The organism is Vicinamibacteria bacterium (genome assembly GCA_035570235.1).
Lineage (GTDB): Bacteria > Acidobacteriota > Vicinamibacteria > Fen-336 > Fen-336 > DATMML01.
This window is the reverse complement of record DATMML010000083.1, coordinates 82,997-105,249: the sequence shown is the minus strand read 5'-3', so window position 1 is coordinate 105,249 and position 22,253 is coordinate 82,997. Positions and strand designations below refer to the sequence as shown.

At 68.6% G+C, this 22,253-nt stretch carries 21 protein-coding genes, 1 tRNA gene, 1 other RNA gene and 1 pseudogene; 5 read left to right on the top strand and 19 right to left on the bottom strand.

Annotated features, from left to right (window positions below; translation table 11 throughout):
* The first annotated feature begins 16 nt into the window (after window positions 1–16).
* Window positions 17–1,507 carry a flippase gene (locus VN461_15065; GenBank protein HXB56100.1) on the top strand — a complete coding sequence of 497 codons (1,491 nt, stop codon included), beginning with the start codon at window positions 17–19 and terminating at the stop codon, window positions 1,505–1,507.
* A 71-nt stretch (window positions 1,508–1,578) separates the two neighbouring features.
* On the opposite strand, the gene VN461_15060 is transcribed toward VN461_15065, so the two are convergent.
* Window positions 1,579–3,477, bottom strand: coding sequence for a hypothetical protein (locus VN461_15060; protein HXB56099.1), 1,899 nt, complete (start codon window positions 3,475–3,477; stop codon window positions 1,579–1,581).
* Complete coding sequence (locus VN461_15055; GenBank protein ID HXB56098.1) at window positions 3,474–4,454, bottom strand: NAD-dependent epimerase/dehydratase family protein; 981 nt, start codon at window positions 4,452–4,454, stop codon at window positions 3,474–3,476. The genes VN461_15060 and VN461_15055 overlap by 4 nt, the downstream gene beginning before the upstream one ends.
* A 325-nt stretch (window positions 4,455–4,779) precedes the next feature.
* On the opposite strand from VN461_15055, the pseudogene VN461_15050 reads away from it, so the two are divergent.
* Window positions 4,780–5,952 (top strand): annotated as a pseudogene (locus VN461_15050) (IS256 family transposase).
* A 39-nt stretch (window positions 5,953–5,991) separates the two neighbouring features.
* Window positions 5,992–6,354 (top strand): cytoplasmic protein, encoded by a 363-nt coding sequence (locus tag VN461_15045; protein ID HXB56097.1) that lies wholly within the window; start codon window positions 5,992–5,994, stop codon window positions 6,352–6,354.
* Window positions 6,355–6,744: 390 nt separating this feature from the next.
* Here the strand turns inward: VN461_15045 and VN461_15040 are convergent, their stop codons facing one another.
* From VN461_15040 to VN461_15025, 4 genes are all read right to left on the bottom strand, one after another.
* Window positions 6,745–7,974, bottom strand: coding sequence for a glycosyltransferase family 4 protein (locus VN461_15040; GenBank protein ID HXB56096.1), 1,230 nt, complete (start codon window positions 7,972–7,974; stop codon window positions 6,745–6,747).
* Entirely contained in the window at window positions 7,971–8,951 is a 981-nt protein-coding gene (locus VN461_15035; protein ID HXB56095.1) for a glycosyltransferase family 2 protein, read from the bottom strand. The genes VN461_15040 and VN461_15035 overlap by 4 nt, the downstream gene beginning before the upstream one ends.
* Before the next feature lie 135 nt (window positions 8,952–9,086).
* Window positions 9,087–9,530 (bottom strand): DUF2752 domain-containing protein, encoded by a 444-nt coding sequence (locus VN461_15030; protein ID HXB56094.1) that lies wholly within the window; start codon window positions 9,528–9,530, stop codon window positions 9,087–9,089.
* Window positions 9,527–10,285: a YIP1 family protein gene (locus VN461_15025; protein HXB56093.1), complete on the bottom strand. Its 759-nt coding sequence runs from the start codon at window positions 10,283–10,285 to the stop codon at window positions 9,527–9,529. The genes VN461_15030 and VN461_15025 overlap by 4 nt, the downstream gene beginning before the upstream one ends.
* Window positions 10,286–10,436: 151 nt before the next feature.
* Between VN461_15025 and gatC the strand changes: the two genes are divergently transcribed.
* Window positions 10,437–10,727 (top strand): Asp-tRNA(Asn)/Glu-tRNA(Gln) amidotransferase subunit GatC, encoded by a 291-nt coding sequence (gene gatC / locus VN461_15020; GenBank protein HXB56092.1) that lies wholly within the window; start codon window positions 10,437–10,439, stop codon window positions 10,725–10,727.
* On the top strand, window positions 10,724–12,184 hold the full coding sequence (gatA, locus tag VN461_15015; GenBank protein ID HXB56091.1) for an Asp-tRNA(Asn)/Glu-tRNA(Gln) amidotransferase subunit GatA: 1,461 nt from the start codon (window positions 10,724–10,726) through the stop codon (window positions 12,182–12,184). The genes gatC and gatA overlap by 4 nt, the downstream gene beginning before the upstream one ends.
* 9 nt (window positions 12,185–12,193) lie before the next feature.
* On the opposite strand, the gene VN461_15010 is transcribed toward gatA, so the two are convergent.
* From VN461_15010 to rocF, 13 genes are all read right to left on the bottom strand, one after another.
* Entirely contained in the window at window positions 12,194–12,655 is a 462-nt protein-coding gene (locus VN461_15010) for a DUF2062 domain-containing protein (GenBank protein HXB56090.1), read from the bottom strand.
* The gene (gene thiL, locus VN461_15005; protein HXB56089.1) at window positions 12,652–13,734 is read right to left on the bottom strand and encodes a thiamine-phosphate kinase; all 1,083 of its coding nucleotides are present in this window, start codon (window positions 13,732–13,734) and stop codon (window positions 12,652–12,654) included. Before thiL ends, VN461_15010 begins: the two co-directional genes overlap by 4 nt.
* 30 nt (window positions 13,735–13,764) lie before the next feature.
* Window positions 13,765–13,942: non-coding RNA, 6S RNA (ssrS, locus tag VN461_15000), on the bottom strand.
* A 50-nt stretch (window positions 13,943–13,992) separates the two neighbouring features.
* Window positions 13,993–14,298, bottom strand: coding sequence for a cell division protein ZapA (locus VN461_14995; GenBank protein ID HXB56088.1), 306 nt, complete (start codon window positions 14,296–14,298; stop codon window positions 13,993–13,995).
* A gap of 25 nt (window positions 14,299–14,323) precedes the next feature.
* The gene (locus tag VN461_14990; protein ID HXB56087.1) at window positions 14,324–14,614 is read right to left on the bottom strand and encodes a hypothetical protein; all 291 of its coding nucleotides are present in this window, start codon (window positions 14,612–14,614) and stop codon (window positions 14,324–14,326) included.
* A 7-nt stretch (window positions 14,615–14,621) separates the two neighbouring features.
* Entirely contained in the window at window positions 14,622–16,673 is a 2,052-nt protein-coding gene (pheT, locus tag VN461_14985; protein ID HXB56086.1) for a phenylalanine--tRNA ligase subunit beta, read from the bottom strand.
* Complete coding sequence (gene pheS, locus VN461_14980; GenBank protein HXB56085.1) at window positions 16,670–17,749, bottom strand: phenylalanine--tRNA ligase subunit alpha; 1,080 nt, start codon at window positions 17,747–17,749, stop codon at window positions 16,670–16,672. Before pheS ends, pheT begins: the two co-directional genes overlap by 4 nt.
* A 49-nt stretch (window positions 17,750–17,798) precedes the next feature.
* Window positions 17,799–18,161: a 50S ribosomal protein L20 gene (rplT, locus tag VN461_14975; GenBank protein ID HXB56084.1), complete on the bottom strand. Its 363-nt coding sequence runs from the start codon at window positions 18,159–18,161 to the stop codon at window positions 17,799–17,801.
* Between the two features lie 110 nt (window positions 18,162–18,271).
* On the bottom strand, window positions 18,272–18,484 hold the full coding sequence (rpmI, locus tag VN461_14970) for a 50S ribosomal protein L35 (GenBank protein ID HXB56083.1): 213 nt from the start codon (window positions 18,482–18,484) through the stop codon (window positions 18,272–18,274).
* Complete coding sequence (infC, locus tag VN461_14965) at window positions 18,481–19,116, bottom strand: translation initiation factor IF-3 (protein ID HXB56082.1); 636 nt, start codon at window positions 19,114–19,116, stop codon at window positions 18,481–18,483. The genes rpmI and infC overlap by 4 nt, the downstream gene beginning before the upstream one ends.
* Window positions 19,113–20,933, bottom strand: a complete 1,821-nt coding sequence (gene thrS / locus VN461_14960) for a threonine--tRNA ligase (GenBank protein HXB56081.1) — start codon at window positions 20,931–20,933, stop codon at window positions 19,113–19,115. The genes infC and thrS overlap by 4 nt, the downstream gene beginning before the upstream one ends.
* Window positions 20,934–21,134: 201 nt before the next feature.
* Window positions 21,135–21,209: transfer RNA gene (locus VN461_14955), tRNA-Val, on the bottom strand.
* 61 nt (window positions 21,210–21,270) lie between these two features.
* Window positions 21,271–22,203, bottom strand: a complete 933-nt coding sequence (rocF, locus tag VN461_14950) for an arginase (protein HXB56080.1) — start codon at window positions 22,201–22,203, stop codon at window positions 21,271–21,273.
* Window positions 22,204–22,253: the final 50 nt, after the last annotated feature.

The following is a 22,253-nucleotide window of genomic DNA, read 5'->3' as shown; positions in this document are numbered from 1 at the left end:
GGGTGGTGATGGTAGCATGGGCAGCTTGGATACGGCTCCCGAACGCCCCCGGATCGCGCGCAACACGATCTTCTCGGCCATCGGGGAAGGATCGAACCTCCTTCTCTTCCTGCTCGGCTTCCTGGCCGCCCGCTACCTGGCCCCCGAGGCGTTTGGCGCCTACAGCGCGGCCTTCGCCTTCGTGGGCATCTTTCGAATCCTGCCCGATTTCGGGATGGCCTATGCCTCCACCCTGGAGATCAGCCGGAACCGTTCGCTGGCCGGCCGCCTCATAGGCAACCTGCTCGGGTTTCAGGGCGTCCTCTCCCTTCTGACCGTGGCCCTCTGCCTCGCTCTGGGGAGCATGCTCTTCTCCGCGCCCGAAGATGGCATCACCTGGACGGCGGTCCTCCTGCTCTCGTTCGACCTCGTGCTCAAGTCCGCAAAGGCCACCCTCCGTTGGCTCTTGAAGGGCTTCCAGCGCTTCGGCACCGAGGCCGTCTCCTTGCTCCTGGAGCGGGTCGCGCTCCTGGCGCTGGGCCTGGTCAGCCTCCGTACCGGCCGGGGGGCGATCGGCTTCGTCCTCGTGTTCGTGATCGTCCGTAGCTTCGATACCACCGGCCTCTGGGCCTACACCAACGCCCGCGTCCTTCGCCTACGCCCCGCCCGCGACCCCGCGCTTTGGGCGGAGCTCCTGCGCAAGGGCCTGCCCTTCGCCTACGTCGGCCTCGTCATCACCCTGCTCTTCCAGGTGGACATCGTGCTCCTGGAGAAGATGCGGGGCGCGGTGGAGGCCGGTTTCTACAGCGCGCCCGTGCGAATCCTGGAAGGTTTGACGCTCGTTCCCCGCGTCCTCGGCTACGCCCTCCTCCCGACCATGGCCGCCCTCAATGTCCGCTCGCCGGCCGCGGTAGGCGACCTCTATCGCCGCGGCCAGAAGTACCTGCTGCTGGCGGGCATGCCCCTGGCCGCCTTCGGCCTCCTCGCGTCCGAGCCTTTCATCCGCCTGGTCTTCGGTCCCGCCTATGGGCCGAGCATCCCCCTCTCTCGCCTGCTCCTCCCCACCGCTCTTTTCATGTTCCTTTCAAACTTCAGCGAGACGACACTCGCCTGCGTCAACCGCTGGGGGACGATCGTGGTCACCTCGACCCTCGCTCTCCTCCTGAACGTCGTCCTGAACATCGTCTGGATCCCCCTCTACGGGGGGACAGGCGCGGCCCTGGCCCGCCTTCTGGCCGAGGGCGCGTACGCCCTCCTGACCGTCACCGCCTTGCATCTCTACGGCTATCGGACGCGCATGGCCTCGGTGGCCCTCCGGCCGCTCCTGGCCACCTTGGCCTTCGCCGCCGCGCTCTGGGCTTCCCGCGGCTTTGGCCTAGTGGCCGCGGCTGGCGTCGCCAGCGCGGTCTTTCTGCTCGCGACGTTCCTGCTCGGGGTCTGGGATGCCGCGGAAAGAGCCACCCTGCGCCGGCTCTTCCGCCCCGAGCCAGACCCACCCCCAGAGAGCTTCGGGCGGCCGCAAGGCTAGTCGGACTGGCCGGCCAGGCCACGAGCCCCGAGCGGGGTCAAAGGAAGCGGGTCCGCTCTCGCCCGCCTGGCCTAGGGCTGCTCCGCCTCGAGCTTGATCTGGACGAAGGCCCCCCGGATGCGCCCATCGGCGTCCGGTGGCCCCGACGCCCGCGAGCGGAAATGGAGGTCGTAGAGGACCGTCCCGTAGTAGGGGAATCCCCGCGCCGGGGCCAGCTCCAGCTCGTGGTTCTCCCCAGGGCCCACCCGGGTTGTGAGGGCGGCCCCCTCCACCTTGAGGCTCACCTCGTCGCCCCCCGGCCCCCCCTTAATCCGCACCATCATTCTCCGGACAGGCTCGAGGGCCCGGAGGATCACTTCCGCGCTCGCTCCCCCCCGCAGCCACACACCCTCGCCCTCAAAGGCGGTCTCCTTGCCCCAGGTCCCGTTGTCGGGCAGGTACAGGTAGTAGGCGTTCGGATCGGAGGCCCGATGCTCGACGCGGCTGCCCTCCGTGTCGCCGAACCGAAGCTTCTTGCGCCAGGTCTCGGTGAAGATCGCGAGGTCATTGAGCTCGGTGAGCTCGATCGGGAAGATGCGGAAGGTCTCGTAGGTGGCGTGCCGCCCGGGATTCAGCGAGTGCTCCACGGGGGCGCCCAGGATCGGGGCCAGGAAGACCACTCCTGCCATCGCGCCCCCCGTCACGACCACCCACTCCCGGCCGCGGGGGACGAGAAAAAGCACGAGGGGAAGGAGGTTCAGGAAATAGCGGTTGCCGACCGCACCCCCGCCCCCGTACCAATTGGCGGGTATCAACCAGATGTAGAACAGGTACGACACCAGCAGGGCGGCGAGGTAAGGCCCGCCCGTCCCCTCCCGCGGGCCCGCGAGGAGGAAGAGGGCAACCGCCAGCACGGCGGGGAAGAAGTACGGCACCGCCCCCCCGAACCGGCCCACCCAGAAGTACCCGAGGTTCCAAAGCAGGGAGGCGCGCAGCTCCGTCCCCGAGCGCACGGGGTCCGTCCGCTCCGACTGCTGCCCCTCGTCCTCCCCCTGAACGAGCGGCCCCACGTGCTCGGTCGTCATCCAGAAGCCGCTGCTGTCGAAAGTGACCCCGTGGGACTCGAGGGGATATCGCCCGTCGAAGGTCTTCCGCTCCCCGCCTTGGTAGTTCGCCTCCCCCGTGACGGCGGCGTTGATGCCGAAGAGCGCAAGCACGACCGCGCCCAGGATGGCGCCGCGGCGGGCCGACTCCAGAAGGCCGCGGAGCCAGGTCCGCTCCCCCGCCTCCCCCGTCCAACCGCGCAGCACCGGTTCCACGCCCAGGGGAAGGGCCAAGAACAGGTTGCTGGGTTTTGAGTAGACGGCGATGCCCAAGAGGACCGCGGCCAGGGCGGGCCGGCCGCGCCTCCCGGCCACGAGACCGGCCGTGACCAAAGCGAGGGTGAAGATCTCCGGTGTGAGCCAAAGCACGTAGAGAGGAGTCACCGTTCCCAGGAACAGGACCACGGTCAGGGCCAGGGCGGAGGCGGGGCTCGCCCCGCGGCGCAGCTCGCTGTAGCCGAGCACGAGCGTCAGCCCGAGGAAGAGGGCGTTGACCAGAAGCAGACCCCTCGTCTTCAGCAGAGCCACGAAGGGCGCCGCCAGGGCCGGGTAAACGAGGGCCTTCGCGTAGTAAAGGCGGGGCTCGGCCGGGCCCACGCGGCGGACCCACGGAAAGCCGGCCCCCCGGTCGAGCGTAAAGCCCCCGCTCGCCCTCTTTAGGAACACACCCTGGGGCCCGAACGAGTATTCGCGCCGGATGCGGAGGACATCCCGGGCTTCGTAACGGATGTCGCCGTCCTCGGCGAGGCTGGCCGCCATCGCGTAGTAGGTGGCGCCGTCGCCCCAGAATCGGCCGCCCGAGAGTTTGGGCAAATCTGTGGCCAGGGCCGCCGCCGCCAAGCCGGCCACGAGCGCACCCAGGACCAGCCGGGCCGCCCGCTCGGTCACAGCCACCCTTCCTGGGAGTACCAGGCCGCGGTCCGGGCGACCCCTTCCTCCACGTCCACTTTCGGCGCGTAACCCAACAGCCGCCGGGCCTTCTCGATGGAGAAGGCCCGGCTCTTCGTCCAGAAGTCCACGCGGCGCCGGTGCAGGGGCGGCTCGATCCCGAAGGGCACGCAGAGAGCCTCGCAGAGGTCGCCGGCCAGCTGCACGGGCCAGGCGGGGATGCGGAAGGGCAGCACGCGGCCGTGGGTATGGCGGGCGATGATAGCCGCCAGCTCGGACTGCGAGACATAGCGGGGGCCCGCGATGAGGAAGGCTTCCCCCGGGGCCTCCGGACGGTCGAGGGCGAGGAGAAAGCCGCTCACGAGGTCGTCGATGTACACGGGATGGTAGAACGGGCGCCCGGAGCCGACGATCGCGTAGCGGCCGCGGGCAATGGCACGGAAGAGCTTCAGGAGTCGTGTCTCCCCCGGGCCGTAGATGGCGCCCGGGCGAACCACGGAGACAAGCAATCCGTCCTTTCCGTGATACCGCAGGGCCAGGCGCTCCGCCTCCGCCTTCGTGGTCTGGTAGATGTCCCCCGGAGCCAAGGGTGTCGTCTCGTCCGCGGGCGGCGTGGCTACGTGGCCATGGACTCCGACGCTGGAGGTGTGGATGAACCGCTGCACGCCGCTCCGGGCCGCGGCCTCCAGCAGCCGCTCCGTCCCCCTCACATTGACATCCCGGTAGTAGGAATCCGGGTGGCCGGCGGTGCGGTAAACGGCCGCCACGTGGACCACGGCCTGGGCCCCCTCCACCAGGCCCGCCAAGCTCCGGCCGTCCGCCAGGTCGCCCTCCACGATGCGGGTTCCCCTCCCGAGCGGGACCCTGCGCCCCGGCCCTCCCCGCACGAGGGCGGAGACCTCGTCGCCCCGGGCCAGGAGTGCGGCCAGAAGGCGTCCACCCGTGTAGCCCGAGGCGCCGGTGAGGGCGACCCTCACGCCGACGCTCCCGCGCTGGGCTTTCCTTGACTCCGGTGGATCACAAACGTACTTTACCGGAGAAGTCTCAATCGACAGTACGTGAGCCCTTGGGCCTTCCCGCGGACCCCTTCTCCCGAGGAGGTCGCTCCCGCGGCGAGGGATCTGGGATCGCTCTCTCCTATGGAGGGACCAACGCGAGCGCGGTCGAGGTATAACCGAAAGTTGTGGATGAGGGAGTAAGAAAAGAAGAGGCGGCGTATCCTCCCGTTTGAGTTTGAGCAATCAAACCAACACCCGGCCTGTCAGGGCTAGGAGGAAGGAGACGCCACCGGTGTTGAGAGTAATACAAGAGGACGCTTCTGAGGAAGAGATTTCGAGGACGACCCTGGACGAGCTGGCGCGGGAGGGGGCCCGGAGGATGCTGGTGAGGGCTCTGGAGGCGGAGGTCGAGGAGTACATCGAGCGTCACGGAGAGGCTCGGGATGAGAAGGGACACGCCCTGGTCGTCCGCAACGGCCTGGCGCGACCTCGGAAGGTGACGACGGGGGCGGGGACGATGGAGGTAAGGGCGCCTCGAGTCAACGATCGGAGGGTGAACGGGGCTGGGGAGAGGGAGCGTTTCAGCAGCCAGATCTTGCCGCCGTACATGCGCCGTTCGCCGAAGGTCGCAGAGGTCCTCCCCATTCTTTACCTTCGGGGGCTCTCCACCGGGGATTTTCGGGAGGCGTTGCCGGTTCTCTTGGGGGAAGACGCCTCGGGCTTGTCGCCGACGACTATCACGAGGCTGACCGCGGAGTGGCAGAAGGAGTACGAGGAGTTTCGGAAGGAGGATCTGTCGGACCGTGACTACGTTACGTCTGGGCCGACGGGGTTCACTTCAATATCCGGCTTGAGGAAGAGCGGCTCTGCACGCTGGTTTTGATGGGGGCGCGTGCGGACGGGACGAAGGAAGTGATCGCGGTGGAGGATGGATATCGAGAAAGCGCCGAGAGCTGGGCGCGTGTGCTCCGTGGATTGAAGAAGCGAGGGATGCGCGCTCCGGTGCTGGGGAACGGGGATGGAGCCCTGGGATTCTGGGCAGCTGTCCGGGACGTCTTTCCGGAAACCCGGGAGCAGAGATGCTGGGTGCACCGTCTGGTCAATGTCCTCGACAAACTCCCGAAGGGTCTCCGGCCCAAGGCCAAACGAGCCCTGCACGAGATCATGAAGGCGGAGACGAAGGAACAAGCTCCTCACTTTTTACGATCTCCCGGCGGAGCACTGGGTGCATCTGCGGACGACAAATCCCATCGAGTCGCCTTTTGCCACGGTCCGGCTTCGTCAGAGAGTGACGAAAGGAGCTGGCTCACGAACGAAGGGGCTCGTGATGGCCTTCAGGCTGCTCCTCATGGCGCAGCAACGCTGGCGCCGACTCAATGCATCCGAGCTACTGCCGCTGGTCCGGGCGGGATTGAGATTTCAAGACGGGCTTCGAGTGGAGCGGGAGGATACGAAGAAAAAGAGGAGCGCCGCCTAATTTCTCTTGACATACCTCAGATGAGTCGGAGGACTCCTAATGAAGAGTAGACACGCGTATGCAGTGGGCGCGATCCTGGGACTTCTTTTCGCTGTGCTCAGAGCCTGGGCGCATGCTGGCCCGCACCTCGAGAGCCAGAGACTGACACTCAGGCTTGAGAACGAGAAAGTGCGCGTCCTCGAGCTTCGGCTCAAGCCAGGCGAGCAGGAAGGGTTTCACACCCATCCACAGTACGTGCTCTACGCGCTCACTAATTACCGCGTCAAGAACACGGCGGCGGACGGTACCTCCAAGGTCTTCGAGCGCAAAGCCGGCGACGTCTTCTGGGGCCAGCCGATAACGCATAAGGGCGAGAACTTAGGGGATACCGAAGTGCATGCGCTGATCGTTGAACTGAAGTAGTCCCCAGGCTACTGCCGCTCGTCCGGGCGGGTGTGAGATTTCAAGATGGCCTTCGAGTGGAGCGAGAGGATACGAAGAAAGAGAGGAGCGCCGCCTAGTCTTCGATCCACAACTCTTGACAATATCTCAGCGCGGTCGCAGTCACTCTCCTAGGGGCCTGAGCGGCGCCGCCCCCGGCGCCCAGAGGAGTTCGGGTCCGTGGCGGAGGCGGTCGCCATGGTGGACAGGGCGGTCGCCTACAGAGGACCGCGTGGGCGCGGAAAAGGCCTACCAAGAGAAGTCCACCCATTGCGAACGGGTCGAGTCCACCCTGGTCTGCGTCGGGATTTACAAGCGTTAGCCCGGCCCTTCCCGGAATTGCGGTATCGCCCCGCACGCCCGGGCCGGGCCTCAGGCGGCCCCACCCCTTGCCGTCGGGGAGGCGGCGGCTCGGGAGCAGAGCTCGCGGAATAGGCTGCGGTAGCGGTCGATGCTGTCCTCGACGTCGAAGCGAGAGAGGGCCACCTCGCGGCCCCGCATGCCCATGGCCCGCCGCTGGTCGGGATCGGAGGCGAGCGCGAGCAGGGCGCCCGCGAGTGCCGGCCCGTCGTCGGGGAGCACGAGCAGGCCAGAGCGCCCGTCCTCGATCACGTCCACGATCCCACCCGTCCGGCTGCCCACGCAGGGGAGGCCACAGGCGGCGGCCTCCAGGAGCGATAAGCCCAGCGCCTCGAATACGGAAGGAAAGGCGAAGACATCGGAGGCTCGGAGGAAGTCCTCCACGTTTTCCACCCGCCCCGTGAAGGTCACCCGTTCACCCAGGCCGCGCGCTGCGACGCCCGACTTGATCTCCGCCTCGATGGAAAGGGCCTGGCCCGCCCCCGTGCCCACGAGCAGGAGGTGCGCGCGCGCGTCACGGGCGGCTAGGGCGGCGAAGGCTTCAATCAGCGTCTCCAGCCCCTTACCCTTCAGGAGCCGGCCGGTGTAGGTGACGAGGAGGGCAGAGGCCGGCAGGCCCAGCCGCGCCCGGAGGTCGGCCCGCTCGCGGGCGTCCGCGGGATGGTAGCGCCCGGTGTCGACACCGTGGGGGATCAGGGTCACCCGTTCCTCGGCCACGCCCGCGCCGAGCAGCTCGGCGCGGATCTGGCGGGACATGGCCACGAAGGCATCCGCGTCGCGGAACAGGATGTTGCGAAGGGCGACCCCCCCCCGCACGAGCGATCCGGCGGGCCCCCGCGCCCAGGGCGTCCCCCAGAGGTAGACCTCCCCGCTCATCTCGCCGTTGAGGTCGGGCTGCAGCACGACCGGCCGCCTCCGGGCCCGACCAGCGAGGAGCCCGGGCAGGCCGAGGACGCGGGTGCCCCGCACCACCAACAGGTCGTGCGGTTCGCGCCAAAGCGCGGCCAGCGCGGGCAGGACCATGGCGTACTTACCGGTGCGCCCCGGCCCGGGGGGGAACACGCGCACGACCCGGGTTCCCCCCAGCAACTCCTCCTGCGCCCAGGAGGGGTGCCCCCGCCGCGTGACCACGGTGACCCCCATCCCCCCCTCTACGAGACGCTCCCCCAGAGCCCGGATGTGCTGCTCGCCTCCCCCCAGCACGGGATGGAAGGACTCGGTCAGGAAGAGGATCCGTATCAACGGCGGGAGAGGGTTGGTCCGGGCTCCGGCTCCGCGGTCGGCGGCCGCTCCTGCACCACGTAGGTCGGCTTGCCCTGGCTCTCGTGGTAGGTCCGCACCAGCAGCTCTCCCATAAGGCCGAAGTTCACGAGGATGACCCCGGTGAGGAAGAGGAGAGCACCGAGCAGGAGAAGGGGCCGGCCCCCGATGGGGGTGGCCTCGAACAGACGGATATAGGACAGGTAGGTCAGGATGGCCAGGCCGACCCCGCCAAAGCCCAGCCCCATCAGGCCGAAGAGGTGCGCGGGGCGGGTACCGTAGGAAAGCAAAAACTTCACGGTGAAGAGGTCGAGCACCACGCGCGCGGTTCGACCCAGCCCGTACTTGCTGGCGCCGCGGGTGCGCGGCCGATGGCCGACTGGGATCTCAGCCACCGTCACTCCCATCCAGGAGGCCACCGCGGGTATGAACCGGTGCATCTCCCCGTAGAGCTTGATCTGCCGCACCACATCGGCGCGCAGCACCTTCAGCGAGCAGCCGTAGTCGTGGAGATGCACACCCGTGGCCCACGAGATGAGCCGGTTTGCAAACCAGGAGGGGACGCGCTTCGACAGCGAGTCCATCCTCCGTCGCCGCCATCCGCAGACGATATCGAACCCTTCGTCCAGCTTGGCGAGCAGCCGCGGGATGTCGGCGGGGTCGTTCTGCAGGTCGCCGTCCGAAGTGACCACCACGTCCCCGCGAGCGTGGTCGAAGCCGGCCGAGAAGGCCGCGGTCTGCCCGAAGTTGCGCCGCAGTCTCAGCACGCGCACGCGGGGGTCCCGTTCCTCGAGCGGGGCCAGCCGTTCCCGGGTCCCATCGGTGGAGCCGTCGTCCACGAGAAGGATCTCGTAGGCGCGGCCGAGCTGTTCCAGGGTGGCCGTAAGCTCGCGGTAGAGGTCCTCGACGTTTTCCGCCTCGTTGAACAAGGGGATGACGACGGAGATCCGGGGACGCACGCTATTCAACACTGGCGACGAGTATAAGCGAGGGTCCGGCGTGGGCCCTAGAGCGGCTTAGGAGGGAGCCGCCTTCTTCCCAGGAAGGCCGAAGCGGGCGCGGAGCGCCGGACCCTGAGGACGCTCCTTTCCGGGCTAACGTCCCGCGGCCAGAAGGAACGCCCAGTTCAGGAGAACCGCCAGCACCGCCATCACGCGCAGAGTCCGCGCCGCGGGGGCCGAAACCTCCAGATCGAGGGCCCGCCCCCGAGTCAGCAACAGCAGATCGGCCGCTGCCCAGGGCAGAAGAAGGAGGGCGGCCGTCGTGATCAGGGGATTCATGGCCAACGCCCCCGCCGGATCGAGGGCGAACAGCCGACCGAGCGCCCGCGTCGAGCCACAGGTCGGACAGGGCAAGCCCGTGAAGTGCTTGAACACGCACAGCGTGAAGGGCAGGTGATCCAGCCGGAGCACGCCTACCCCCACCGCCCCCAGCAAGCCCAGAGCCCCGAAGATGGCGCCCAGGGGCAGCTTTCCGACCGGAGCGGAGAAGCGCACCAGACGGGGAGGGGCGGGAGGGATGTGGGCCTCGGCGCTCATCGGGCGGCCCGGCTCAGGAGAGCGGCCAGACTGCCCGCGAAGATCGCGATCCCCCCCGCGCAGCAGCAGCACACGAGGAGGATGGGAAGGAGCACGGCCGCGGCCGCCGTCCCCTTGCCGATCTGGTGGGCTTCGGCCAGGCCGATGATGTAGAGGACCAGCCGGTAGATGATCCCCACGATGCCGCCGCAGAAGGGCAACAACGCGAAGAGGGCGGGGGCCTCCGCGTAGCAAGCCACCCGGAAGGTGGCCTCGAAGTTCCGTCGGGCCCCGCCCAGGAGCATGAGCAGAAGATGGACGATGCCCGCGGACAGGAAGAGTCCCACCGTCAGGATCGCCGGCCCCAAGATGACTTGGATAACCAGGCCGAGCCCGCTCTGCAAGGTGGTGGCGAGACGCTCCCACTCTGGCCGGCCCGCGAGGCTCCCCAGGCCGCTCCCCAGCACGCTCCGAAAGATGGCCTGATAGAGGGCCTGGGCCACGAGGCCGATGTAACCCACGATCACCCCGTAGCCCAGGGGAGCGCCGATGCCCCCCACCACGGGCATCGAGCGGAAGAAGGCGGTCGGGCCCGTGAGCACCTCCCGCGTGGTGTCGATGAGCGCGGTGACGATGCCGATCTGGGCCCGCCGCTCCCAGGGCGTTCCCCCCGCTGCCGGTGGCGGCAGCGAGGGGGGCAGGTCGCGCCCGCAACTCGGACAGAACTGGTCCGGGGGCTCCGGAAGCGGCTGCGCGCAGTAGGGACACAAAGCCATGGGAGACTCTCGCGCGGCGACGTCGCCTTCAGCAAGCCAACCGGGTCGCCGTTTCTTTGGTACTGCCCGCGAGTCTAGGGGCAGGGGCGACCGCGGTCAAGGCCGCGCCCGCGTTTACCGGCCCCGCCGGTGCGCGGTATAGTAGCCGACCATGCCGCGGGCCACCGTTGAAACCGTGGACCACGTCGCGAAGCTGGCCCACCTCTCCCTGAGCGGAGAGGAGCGCGTGCTCTTCGCTCGCCAGCTCGACCAGATCCTTGCCTACGCGGAGTCCATCCAGGCCATCGACACCTCGGGTGTCGAGCCCATGAGCCACGCCCTGACATCCGGCGGCTTCCGCGAGGATACCCCCCGCGAGTGCCTGCCTCGGGAACGGGTGCTCGCCGCCGCCCCCGACCCTGCCGACGGCCTCTTCCGGGTCCCCCGGGTCCTCGGCGGATGACGGAGCCGCTCTGGCGCCTCACCGCCGGTGAGATCGCCCGCCGTGTGGCCGCGCGGCAGCACTCCGCGGAAGAGGTGACCCGGGCGCACCTGGATCGGCTGGCCGCGGTCGAGCCCAAGGTGGACGCCTTCCTCCAGGTCCTTGCCGACCGCGCTCTCGGGAAGGCCCGCGACCTCGATGCCGCCCTGGCCTCGGGACGACCGGCGCCCCCCCTGGCGGGGGTACCCCTGGCCGTCAAGGATGTGCTCGACATGGAGGGGCTCCCCACCACCTGTGGCTCCCGGATCCTCGAAGGCTACCGGCCCCCATTTACCGCCACCGCCGTGGCCCGCCTGGAGGCGGCCGGGGCCATCGTGGTGGGCAAGACCAACATGGACGAATTTGCCATGGGGTCGTCCACCGAGAACAGCGCCTACAAAAAGACCAAGAACCCGTGGGATCCGACCCGCGTGCCCGGCGGCTCCTCGGGGGGCTCGGCGGCGGCGGTGGCGGCAGGAATGGCGTGCCTGGCCTTGGGCACCGACACCGGCGGCTCGATTCGCCAGCCCGCTTCCCTTTGCGGGGTGGTCGGCCTCAAGCCCACCTACGGCCGCGTGAGCCGCTACGGGCTCGTCGCCTTCGCCTCCTCCCTGGACCAGGTCGGCCCGCTAGCCCGCAGCGTGGAGGACGTGGCCCGCGTGGCCTCTCTGCTCTGCGGCCCCGACCCCTGTGACGCCACGAGCGCAGAACGGCCGGTTCCCGATTTCGTGCAGGGCCTGGCCGCGGGCGCGGAAGGGCTCCGGGTGGGGGTGCCCTGGAGCTTCCTGGAGCAGGGAGTCGAGCCGGGGGTGCTCTCGTCTTTTCGGGAGGCCTTGCGGGTGCTGGAGGGAGTGGGGGCCCGCGTCGTCGACGTCTCGCTGCCCCACCTCCCCCATGCCATCGCCACCTACTACATCGTGGCCACCGCCGAGGCCTCCAGCAACTTGGCCCGCTACGACGGCGTACGCTACGGCCTCCGCGCCCCTGCCCCCGATCTGGGGAGGATGTACGGCGAGAGCCGCGACCACGGCTTTGGTCCCGAGGTGAAGCGGCGGATCATCCTCGGCACCTTCGTGCTGTCCTCAGGCTACTACGACGCCTATTACCTGCGCGCCCAGAAGGTACGGACCTTGATCCGTCGGGACTTCGAGCAGGCCTTCGGGAGCTGCGACGTGGTGGCCACGCCCACCACCCCCAGCCCCGCCTTCCGCTTCGGGGAGAAGACGGAGGACCCGCTGCAGATGTACTTGGCCGATATCTTCACCGTGCCTGCGAACCTGGCCGGGGTCCCGGGCCTCTCGCTGCCCTGCGGGCCGGCCGCGGGCCTGCCCGTGGGCCTGCAGCTTCTCGGCCGGAGCTTCGACGAGGCCACGCTACTCCGGGCCGGCCACGCCTACCAGCAGGCCAGCCCCCACCATCGGTTGGCCCCGCCGCTCTGAGCCCGCCCACTAGGGCGCAGGGGCCGCGATCTGGCGACGGCGCTCCAGGATCGTACGCAGGAGGAAGTAAGCGAGGACCGCGCAAGCCAGGCCCAGGACCGTGTTGCCGACGATGAAGGGCAAGACGTAGGGTCGCAGGCTCTCGAGGAGGGCGACGTAGAACGCCCGGCCGTGCAGGCTCCAGTCGATTCCCTCCAGGCCCTCGGTGGAGACCCCCAGGATGCTGCAGCCGAGGACTGTGCCCGCCATGTACATGGGGCCCAGGGTCCAGGGGTTGTTGATCCAGGCTCCGGTCAGGATGGCCACCCGACTCAATCGGAACATGAAGGCGATGGCGAGGGCCAAGCCGGTATGGATACCCAGAATGGGGAAGAAGGCGATCCAGACGCCGACCGCGAAGGCTAGGGCCACGCGTCCGGGCGCATCGTCGACGTGCACCAGGAGCTGGACGACGTGGCGGATGCGGCTCACCCTCCACCCCCCGCCGCCGGAGGGTCCGATCGAAGGGAGCGGAAATGATCGTGCGCTGCCGCGGGCAGGGGAGCCAGCGTTTCCCCTCTTTTCAGCAAGACATCCCGCCCGGAGGTGAACTCCCCGAGCACGGTCAAGGGAAGATTCCAGACCACGGCCAGGTCCCGGAGCGCGCCCAGCCCATCCGGAGGGACGGCGAGCAGCAGCTCGTAGTCCTCCCCGCCGTTGAGGGCTAAGCTCAGGGCGTCCCCTCCCCGCGCCCGCTCCAGTCCCGCCGCGTGCCGGTTCACCGGCACCGTGGCCCCGTCAATGGTCGCGCCCACCTCGCTGGCCAGGCAGACCTGCTGGAGATCCCCGGACAGCCCGTCCGAGACGTCGATGGCCGCATGCACCAAGTCCCGCTCGGAAAGAGCGCGGGCGAAGGTCAGGGGCGGGCGCGGATCGAGGTGGGCGCGCAGACAGTGGCCGACGGCCTCCGCCGAGGTCTCTGTCCACATGCCCGTGGCCAGAAGCTCGCCTTCCTCGTCCAGGCGAGCCCCCTGCAGAAGCAGGCGGAGACCTGCCACGGAAGCACCGAGGGAGCCCGTGAGCACGACCAGGTCGCCCACCTGCGCCCCCGAGCGGCGCACGATGCGCGTGGCCTCGCCCAGGAGGGTCACGTCCACCACGATCGCGTTGCCGCTGGCGGAAAGGTTCCCGCCCACCAGATTGACCCCCGTCTCCGCGGCGCGCTCGAGCAAGCCGTCGTAGAGACCGTCCACGAACGCGAGCGTGGTCTCCGGGGGCAGGCAGAGGCTGACGGTGGCGTGCCGGGGGACGCCGGCCATGGCGGCAATGTCCGAGAGATTCACGCTCAGGGCCTTGCGGCCGAGGAGGCGCGGGGGGGACCATTCCCGGCGGAAGTGAACGCCCTCGACCAGGCTGTCCGCCGTCACCAGGGTGAGGGGCCCCACTTCCACCGCCGCCGCGTCGTCCCCCACTCCCACCACGACCCCCGGCCCCAGCGGGATGCGCGATTGCAGGTGGCGAACCAGCTCTCGCTCTCCGATCTCGCCCAGCGGGGTCTCAGGCTGAAGCAAGCGGGACCTCATTCCGAGAACCGGCAAAAAAGGCCCTCCGCGTTGCCGTGTGGAGCGTGACCTGAACCGGGCCACCAGGTGGGAACCCTGCGCGCCGCTTTAGGCTTCCTCGGCTCGGAGGCATGCACACCGCGGAGCGACTTTGAGTCCCCGACTTAAGGACGTTGGTTCGAGGCTTTCGAATCCATCACGAACAATACAGAGGACCTCGAGCGGCATCATAGCCGTGCCCGGGTCTCCAGGCAAGCGAAGAGAGAATCATTCCCCCAGGGCCGCGGCCAGCTGGCGGGCGAGGTCTTCGGCCCGGGCCGCCGCGCGCGCCCGCGCCCGGTTCTCCGCCTCCTCCAGCTGCGATCGCAGGCGGAAGCACTCGTCGGCCAGGTTCAGCGCGGCCAGGACGGCTATGCGCATGGAGTCCACCGCCCCCGCCGCCCGACTCACCTCCCGCATCTGCCCGTCCACGTGGGCGGCGAGCCGCTCCACATATCCGGGGTCCGCCCCCGCCCGCACGGCGTAGGTCTGACCGAAGATCTCGACGTGAACCAGGTTCGGTTTGTCCGCCATAGGGCGCCGATTATAGCGCCCCCGGCTAGTCAAGACCGTCCAGGACCTCGACCAGCTTGACGATTCGGGCCCGAACGTCCGCTCGCTCCTGCCGCAGGGCCTTCAGCTGGCGCCCGAGGGCGTCGATCTGCTGGCTCTCCTCCGCGGACGCGCCTCCCCGCGTCTCCGGCCCCTCCAGCTTCCTCTCCGCTTCCTTGAAGCGGGCCTGAGCCTGGCCAAGGTCGTTCCGGAGGACATTGTTCTCACCCTGCAGTCGCCTCACCAGCTCGGCCGCCTTGCGGACTTTCTGCTCGAGCAGCTCGAAGCCGTCTTCCACCTTTCCCTCACTCTCCCCGGATCTCGGCCCCTGCGGACCGCAGCTCCCGGATCACGTCCTCCACCGAAGCCTGGACCTCCTCGCCGGTCAAAGTCCGCTCGGGGTGCTGGTAACGGAGGCTCACGGTGAGGCTCACGTAGCCGGGCGGGAAGGTTGGACGCTGGTAGCGGTCCACCACCTGCGCCTCGCGCAGGAGCCCGCCTCCCGCCCCGCGGATGCGCGCCTCGATCTCGGCCGCGGCCAGGCCCTCCGGACAGAGAAAGGACACATCGCGGCTGACCCCCGGAAAGCGTGGCAGGGCCTGGAAACGAACGGGGGCGACTTCCGCCCCCAGGACCCCCCCGAGGCTGATCTCGGCCAAGAGAACCTCGTCCCGCGCCTCGCGCAGGCCGGGGCTGAGGGCGCCGATAAAGCCCAGGTCACCTCCACGCCAGCGGACGATCGCGCTCTTGCCCGGGTGCAAGAACGGCGGTCGCTCAAGGTCCCCGACCAGCACCGGCGCTTCCAGACCCAACCGCTGGAAGAGCCCCTCCAGGAGGCCTTTGAGGTCGAAGAAGTCGAGGGAGCGGGGCTTCTCCCCCCCGAGGGGTCTCTCTCCCCAGTGACGGGGGCGGGCGGCGCCCGTGAGCAGCACGGCTAGCCGCTGCTCCTCGACGGGCAGCACGTGATTGGGTTGGAATATGCGCCCCAACTCGAAAAGCCGCAGATCGTGCCTGCCCTGCCGCTGGTTCGTCTCTAGGTTCGTCAAGAGGCCAGGGACGGCGAGGGACGTGCGGAGCACGTTCTTTTCGTCGGCCAGGGGGTTGGCGAGGGTCACCGGCGGGCGGGGCCCGGGGGGGATCGCCCCCTGCCCCACGAACGCATAGTTGATGACCTCGCTGAGTCCGGCCCCGACCAGAGCGCGTCGAAGGGCCCGCTCTCGCCCCTGGCCCGGGCCCAGCCCGCCCAGACCGGCGCCCGCGGGTAGGGTGGAAGGGATCCTCTGCAACCCGTGGTGCCGTCCCACTTCCTCGATCAGGTCCGCTTCCCGGCTCACGTCCCCGCGCCAGGTCGGGATCTCCACGATGACTCCCTCCCCTTCGCGTCCCCCGATCTCGAAGCCCAGGCCGCGCAGGATGGCGCGAGCCCGCTCTTCCGGCACCTCGGTCCCGAGGAGGGTGGCCATCGTCGACGACCGGAGGAGGGTCCGTCGCCGGGGCCGCGGCGCGGGAACCACATCCACGAGCCCCGGGCGCGCGGTTCCCGCGCCGATCTTCTCGAGCAGGTGGACGATGCGGGCGGTGGCCACCACCGGCCCCTCCGGGTCCGCCCCCCGCTCGAACCGGTGCGAGGCTTCCGTGTGCATGCCCAGGACCCGGGCCGCGCGCCGTACGGCTCGGGGCTCCCAGTATGCGGCCTCGAGAGCCACGGCCCTGGTGTCGGCCGAGACCTCGCTGGAGGCACCGCCCATGATCCCGGCCAGGCCCAGCGGATCTCGGGGCCCGGACACCACCCCCACCTGCCGGGAGAGGGTCCGCGCCACCCCGTCCAGGGTGACGAGCCCCTCCCCCTCGCGGGCCCAGCGAATGTGGAGCCGGCCGTCGGGGATGCGTGCGAGGTCGAAGGCGTGGGAGGGCTGCCCCATCTCCATCATCACGTAGTTCGTGAGGTCCACGACGTTGTTGATGGGACGCAGGCCCACCGACTCCAGCCGCCGGCGAAGCCAGGCCGGGGAGGGGCCGAGCCGGACGTCGAGCACCCGCGCACAGAACCGGGGGCAGAGGTCGGGGGCCTCGATCGAGACCGCGAGGGCTTCCGCGGCCGGCGGTCCCGATTCGCGGAGACCGACCTCCAGCGGTTTCAAGGGGAGGTCGTAGATCACCGCCGCCTCGCGGGCGACGCCGTAGACGTTCATGCAGTCCACGCGGTTGGTGGTGATGTCGAGGTCCAGCACCGGGTCTCCCTCGATCGTCTCCAGGCCCTCCAGAGCCAGGCCGACCAGGGTGAGGTCCTCGCCGAGCTTGGCCGCCTCGACCGGCACCTCCACGAACTCCTTTAGCCAGGACAGCGGGACCCTCATCCCCGAAACTGCTCCAGGAAGCGGAGATCGTTCTCGTAAAAGAGCCGGATGTCGTCCACCCCGTGCCTCACCATGGCCACCCGATCGATGCCCAGCCCGAAGGCGAAGCCCGTGACCTCCTCGGGGTCGTAGACCACCCGGCCCAGGCGGGCGTTCACGGCCTCGAAGACCGCGGGGTGGACCATACCCGAGCCCAAAATCTCCAGCCAGCCAGTGCCCTTGCAGACCCGACACCCCGAACCTCCGCAAACGACGCAGCGGAGGTCCGTTTCGACCGAGGGCTCGGTGTAGGGAAAGTAGGAGGGGCGAAAGCGCAAGGGGTAGCCGGGGCCGAAGAGGGCGTGCAGGAAGGCCTCGATGGTGCCCTTGAGGTCGCCCACGCTGATGCCGGGGCCCACCACCAGCCCCTCTACCTGCAGGAACATCGGGGAATGGGTGATGTCGCTGTCCCGCCGATAGACCTTCCCCGGGCAGATGATGCGCACCCGAGGGGGGTGAGGGTTTTCCAGCATGTAGCGGATTTGGGCGGACGAGGTGTGGGTGCGCAGAAGAACGCCGGGCGATCCCTTGAGGTAGAAGGTGTCCTGCATGTCCCGGGCGGGGTGGTCCGGGGGCATGTTCAGGGCCTCGAAGCAATGGTAGTCGTCCTCCACCTCACGGCCCCCGTATACCTCGTAGCCCATAGCCAGGAAGATGTCCTCCAGCTCCTCCTGAACGACGGAGAGGGGGTGCCGCCGGCCGAGGTCGAGGGGACGGCCCGGGAGGGTGATGTCCACGCGGTCCTGGCGGAGATGCTCCTCGCGCGCGCGCGATTCCAGCGCGCTACCGACCGCGTCCAAGCGGGCCTCCAAGTCGGCCTTGAGGGCGTTCAACTCCCGGCCCGCCTCCCGGCGCGCCCCCTCGGGCAGCCCGCCCACCGACTTGAGGAGGGTGGTCACGGACCCCGCCTTGCGGCCGAGGTACCTGTCGCGAAGGGCTTGGAGGCCGGAGGGGTCCCGCAGGTCCGCCAGCGCGAGCTCGAACTCCTCGCGCAGGGCGTGGATTTTTCCCCGCAGGTCGTCTGGCGAATCAGCCATGGATGCCGGACGGGGTTCCCGGCGTGCCGGACCCCGCCCCTCTAGGAGATCAGGCGCTCGCCCGGGCCGCCTTGGCCGACTCCACCAGGCGGCCGAAGCCCTGGGGGTCCCGGACCGCGAGGTCGGCGAGTGATTTGCGGTCGAGGTCCACCCCCGCCCGCTTCAGCCCCGCGATGAACTGGCTATAGGAGAGATCGTGCAGCCGGGTGGCCGCGTTGATGCGGATGATCCATAGCCGACGGAAGTCCCGCTTCTTGTTGCGCCGACCGACGTAGGCGAAGTTTCCCGCGCGCTCGATGGACTCCTTGGCGGACCGGTAGAGCTTCCCCTTGGTGAGGAAGTACCCCTTTGCCAACCCCAGGATCTTCTTACGTCGCTCCCGGCGCTTGCTTCCCCGTTTGACTCTGGGCATCACGACTTCCCTTCGAAGGCCTGGCCGGAAGCGGCCAGCCCGTCACTCTTCCAGGCGGCGACGAAGCCCGGGCGGTGCGACGACCGCCCCTTGACCAACCATTCCGCCGACTACCCCAGCAGCATCCTCCGCACGCTCGGCGTCTCCGCCTTCGAGACCAAGGTCGACTTGCGCAGGCCGCGCTTGCGGCCGGTCGCCTTCTTGGTGAGGATGTGCCGCTTAAAGGCGTGGCCGCGCTTGACCTTTCCGCTCGCGGTCAGCTTGAAGCGCTTCACCGCCCCCCGCTTGCTCTTCAGCTTGAGGTGCTTCTTGGGCTTTCTCATTTCTCGCTTTCCTTGCTCCCCGCCTCCACGCTCGGAGCCGGTTCCGCCTTCCGCTTTTCCTTTTTCTCTCCGACCGGCGCCCGGAGGGCCTTCTTTGCCTTTGCCGGCCGGGCCGGGGCCTCCTTCTTGGGCCCCAGGATCTGCACCATCGTCATGCCCTCCTGCCGGGGAGGAACCTCGATCAGGGCCACTTCCGTCAGCTCCGAGGCCAGCCGGTTCAGGATCCGGCGGCCGATCTCGTTGTGAACCATCTCCCGGCCCCGGAAGATGACGGTGGACTTCACCTTGTTGCCGTCGAGCAGGAACCTCTCCGCGTTGCGGCGCTTGAATTGGAAATCGTGCTCGTCGATCTTGGGCCGGAATTTCACTTCCTTGACCTGGATGTGGCGCTGGTGCTTCCGAGCCTCCGACTCCCGCTTGGCCTGCTGGTAGAAGAACTTCCCCGAGTTCATGATCCGGCAGACGGGCGGGGCGGCGGTGGCTGCGATCTCCACCAGGTCCAGACCCTTCTCCTCGGCGATGACCAGGGCCTGGGCCGGGGGCATTATCCCGAGCTGGGTGCCGTCGTCGTCAATGACCCGGATCTCCTTGGCGCGGATGCGGTCGTTGATGCGGACGGTCTTGTTGTCTATGAGACACCTCCGGAAGAGGGCGGCGTTTCCTCGTGGAGCGCGCGCTCGGCCGCCAGCCGGGCGATGCGTGCGGCCAGGGCGTCCACGTCCGCGGCCCCGAGATCCCCCGCCTGACGGTGCCGGAGGGCCACGTTCTTAGCCTCGATCTCCTTGTCCCCCACCACCAGCATGTAGGGAATCTTCTGGACCTGGGCCTCTCGGATCTTGTAGCCCATCTTCTCGTTGCGATCGTCCACGGTGACGCGCACCCCTTGGGCCCGCAGCCGATCGGCCACGCTGCGCCCATAGTCCTGGTGACGCTCGGCCACCGGCACCACCACCGCCTGCACGGGGGCCAGCCAGAGGGGGAAGGCCCCCGCGTGGTGCTCGATGAGAACGCCGAAGAACCGTTCCAGGCTTCCCAGGAGAGCTCGGTGGATCATGATGGGCTGATGGGCCTTGCCGTCCTCTCCGATGTACTCGAGCTGGAAGCGGTCGGGGTTGTGGAAGTCCACCTGGATTGTGGAGCACTGCCAGGCCCGCTCCAGCGAGTCCCTGATCTTGATGTCGATCTTCGGACCGTAGAAGACCCCCTCCCCGGGGTCCACGGTGTAGGGGAGGCCCCGCACCTCCAGCGCTTTCTTCAGGGCGGCGGTGGCGACTTGCCACTGCTCGTCGGTGCCGCTCGATTTCGGCGGCCTGGTGGAGAGGTAGGTGTCGTAGCGCTCGAAGCCGAAGGTGCGCAGGATCATGGTCACGAAGTCCAACACCCGCACCAGTTCCGCCTCCAGCTGGTCCGGGCGGCAGAACACGTGGGCGTCGTCCTGGGTGAAGCCCCGCACCCGCAAGAGGCCGTGCAGCACCCCCGAGCGTTCGAAACGGTAGACCGTGCCGAGCTCCGCGAAGCGAAAAGGCAGCTCACGGTAGCTGTGGGGGCGGGCCCGATAGATCGTGATGTGCCCGGGGCAGTTCATGGGCTTCAGCTGGTACTCCACGTTTTCGATCTCGATGGGGGCGTACATGGAGTCCCGGTAGTACTCGGTGTGGCCGCTGGTCTTCCAAAGGTCGAGCTTGGCTATGTGGGGGGTATAGACGAGGTCGTATCCCCCCTTGAGGTGCTCGTCCCGCCAGAAGTCTTCTATCTGCTTGCGGATGAAACCGCCTTTGGGGTGCCAGAGGATGAGCCCCGCCCCCGTCTCTTCCGCGACCGAGAAGAGGTCGAGTTCGCGGCCGAGCTTGCGGTGGTCGCGTCGCTTGGCCTCCTCCAGCCGCTGCAGGTGCGCGGTCAGCTCTTCCCGGGTAAAGAAGCTGGTTCCGTGGATGCGCTGGAGGGCGGGGTTCCCCTCCCGGCCCTTCCAATAGGACTGCGAGGGGGTCGGGAAGAGCTTGACGGCCTTGATGCGCCCGGTGGAGGGCAGGTGTGGGCCCAAGCAGAAGTCGATGAAACTGCCCATCGTGTAGCACTGCACCTGCGGACCCGCTTTCTCCTCGATGAGCTGGCACTTCAGGGTCTGCCCTTTGCTCTTGAAGAGAGCGAGGGCGTCCGCCTTGGGCAGGATCTTCTTCTCGATGGGCCGGTCCTGCTTAATGATCTCCCCCATCCGCTTCTCGATGGCCGCGATGTTCTCGGGCGTGAAGGGCTTGGCCACCAGGAAGTCGTAGAAGAAGCCCTCCTCGGTGGGCGGGCCGATGCCGCACTGAGCCTCGGGGAAGAGCTCGGTCACGGCTGCGGCCAAGAGATGGGCCGAGGAGTGGCGGTAGATCTCGATCGGGGAGTCGGCCGGCTTGCTCTCGCCCGAAGGACCGGTGGTATCGGGTGGCTCCAGCGCGGTCGACATCTTCAACGGAAACGCGGCCGGTCGCGCAGGCGCGAGCGAATGCGGCGGGCGAGAGAGGTGAAGCCCCGCTCCGGCGCCCTCATCGCGTGCCGCCCCGCGGGAGGGGAATCCCGGCCGGGCGGAAACGATCGCGCCGCGGTCGGCGCTCTCGTGACGCTCTCCTCACCTCGAAAACCACGCTCCTCCGATTCCACTCAGCCCTGGTAGGCGCGGGTGGAATTGAACCACCGACCTCTTCCGTGTCAAGGAAGCGCTCTACCACTGAGCCACGCGCCTACGACAGGCGAAAGTCGCATCGTACCGGAGGGATACGGGACTGTCAATGCTCTGAGTATCTTCAGAGTATCTTCTTGCCCAGCAGGGAGGCTAGGAGCCCCACGCCCAACCGGGCCGTCCCGTTCTGGTGGTCCAGGATCGGGTTCACCTCGACGAACTCCGCGGAAACGACCTTGCCCGAGTCGGCCAGCATCTCCATGGCCAGGTGGGCTTCCCGGTAGGAGAGGCCCCCGGGGGATGGGGTGCCCACTCCGGGGGCGAAGTCGGGGTCCATGCCGTCGAGGTCGAAGCTCACGTGGATGCCCGCGGTGTCGCGGCTGGCCCGGGCGATGGCTTCCTCCATGACCGCCCTCATGCCGCGTTCGTCGATGTCCCGCATGGTAAAGGCCCCGATGCCCAAGGCCTTGACGTTCGTTCGCTCCGCCGGGTCCACGTCGCGGATGCCTACCAGGGCCGCCGCCGAGCCCTCGACCATGGGAGAGAAGCCGGGCAGGTTCACGAGCGCGGGGGGGCCGAGCCCGAGGGCGACCGCAAGCGGCATCCCGTGGATGTTGCCCGAGGGGCTGGTCTCGGGGGTGTTGGAGTCGGCATGGGCATCGATCCAAATGAGGCCGATCCTCCCCCCCCGATCCCTGAAGAAGCGCGAGAGCCCGGCCAGGGTGCCCATGGCGATGGAGTGATCGCCGCCCAGGATCACGGGCCGCTTCCCCTCCTCCAGCACTACCCCCACTTTGTCGCGGAGGGTCTCGCAGACCTCTTTGATCTCCTGCAGGTACTTGGCCCGGGGGTCGCCCGGGCTCTGGGTCTCGGGGATGCGGACCGGGAGGTCGCCCGCGTCTTCGACCCCGTACCCCAGGTCGCGGATCTTTCGCTCGATCTCGGCCACCCGGAAGGCGGAGGGGCCCATGTCCACCCCCCGCCGCCCCGCACCCAAGTCGAGCGGTACTCCGATCAACGTGACCGCGCGCTTCGACATGGCGGCAGACGCTAGCATGCGGCGGCGGGCGGCTTCAAGCCGGGTTTGACTTCGACCGCCACGCGTCC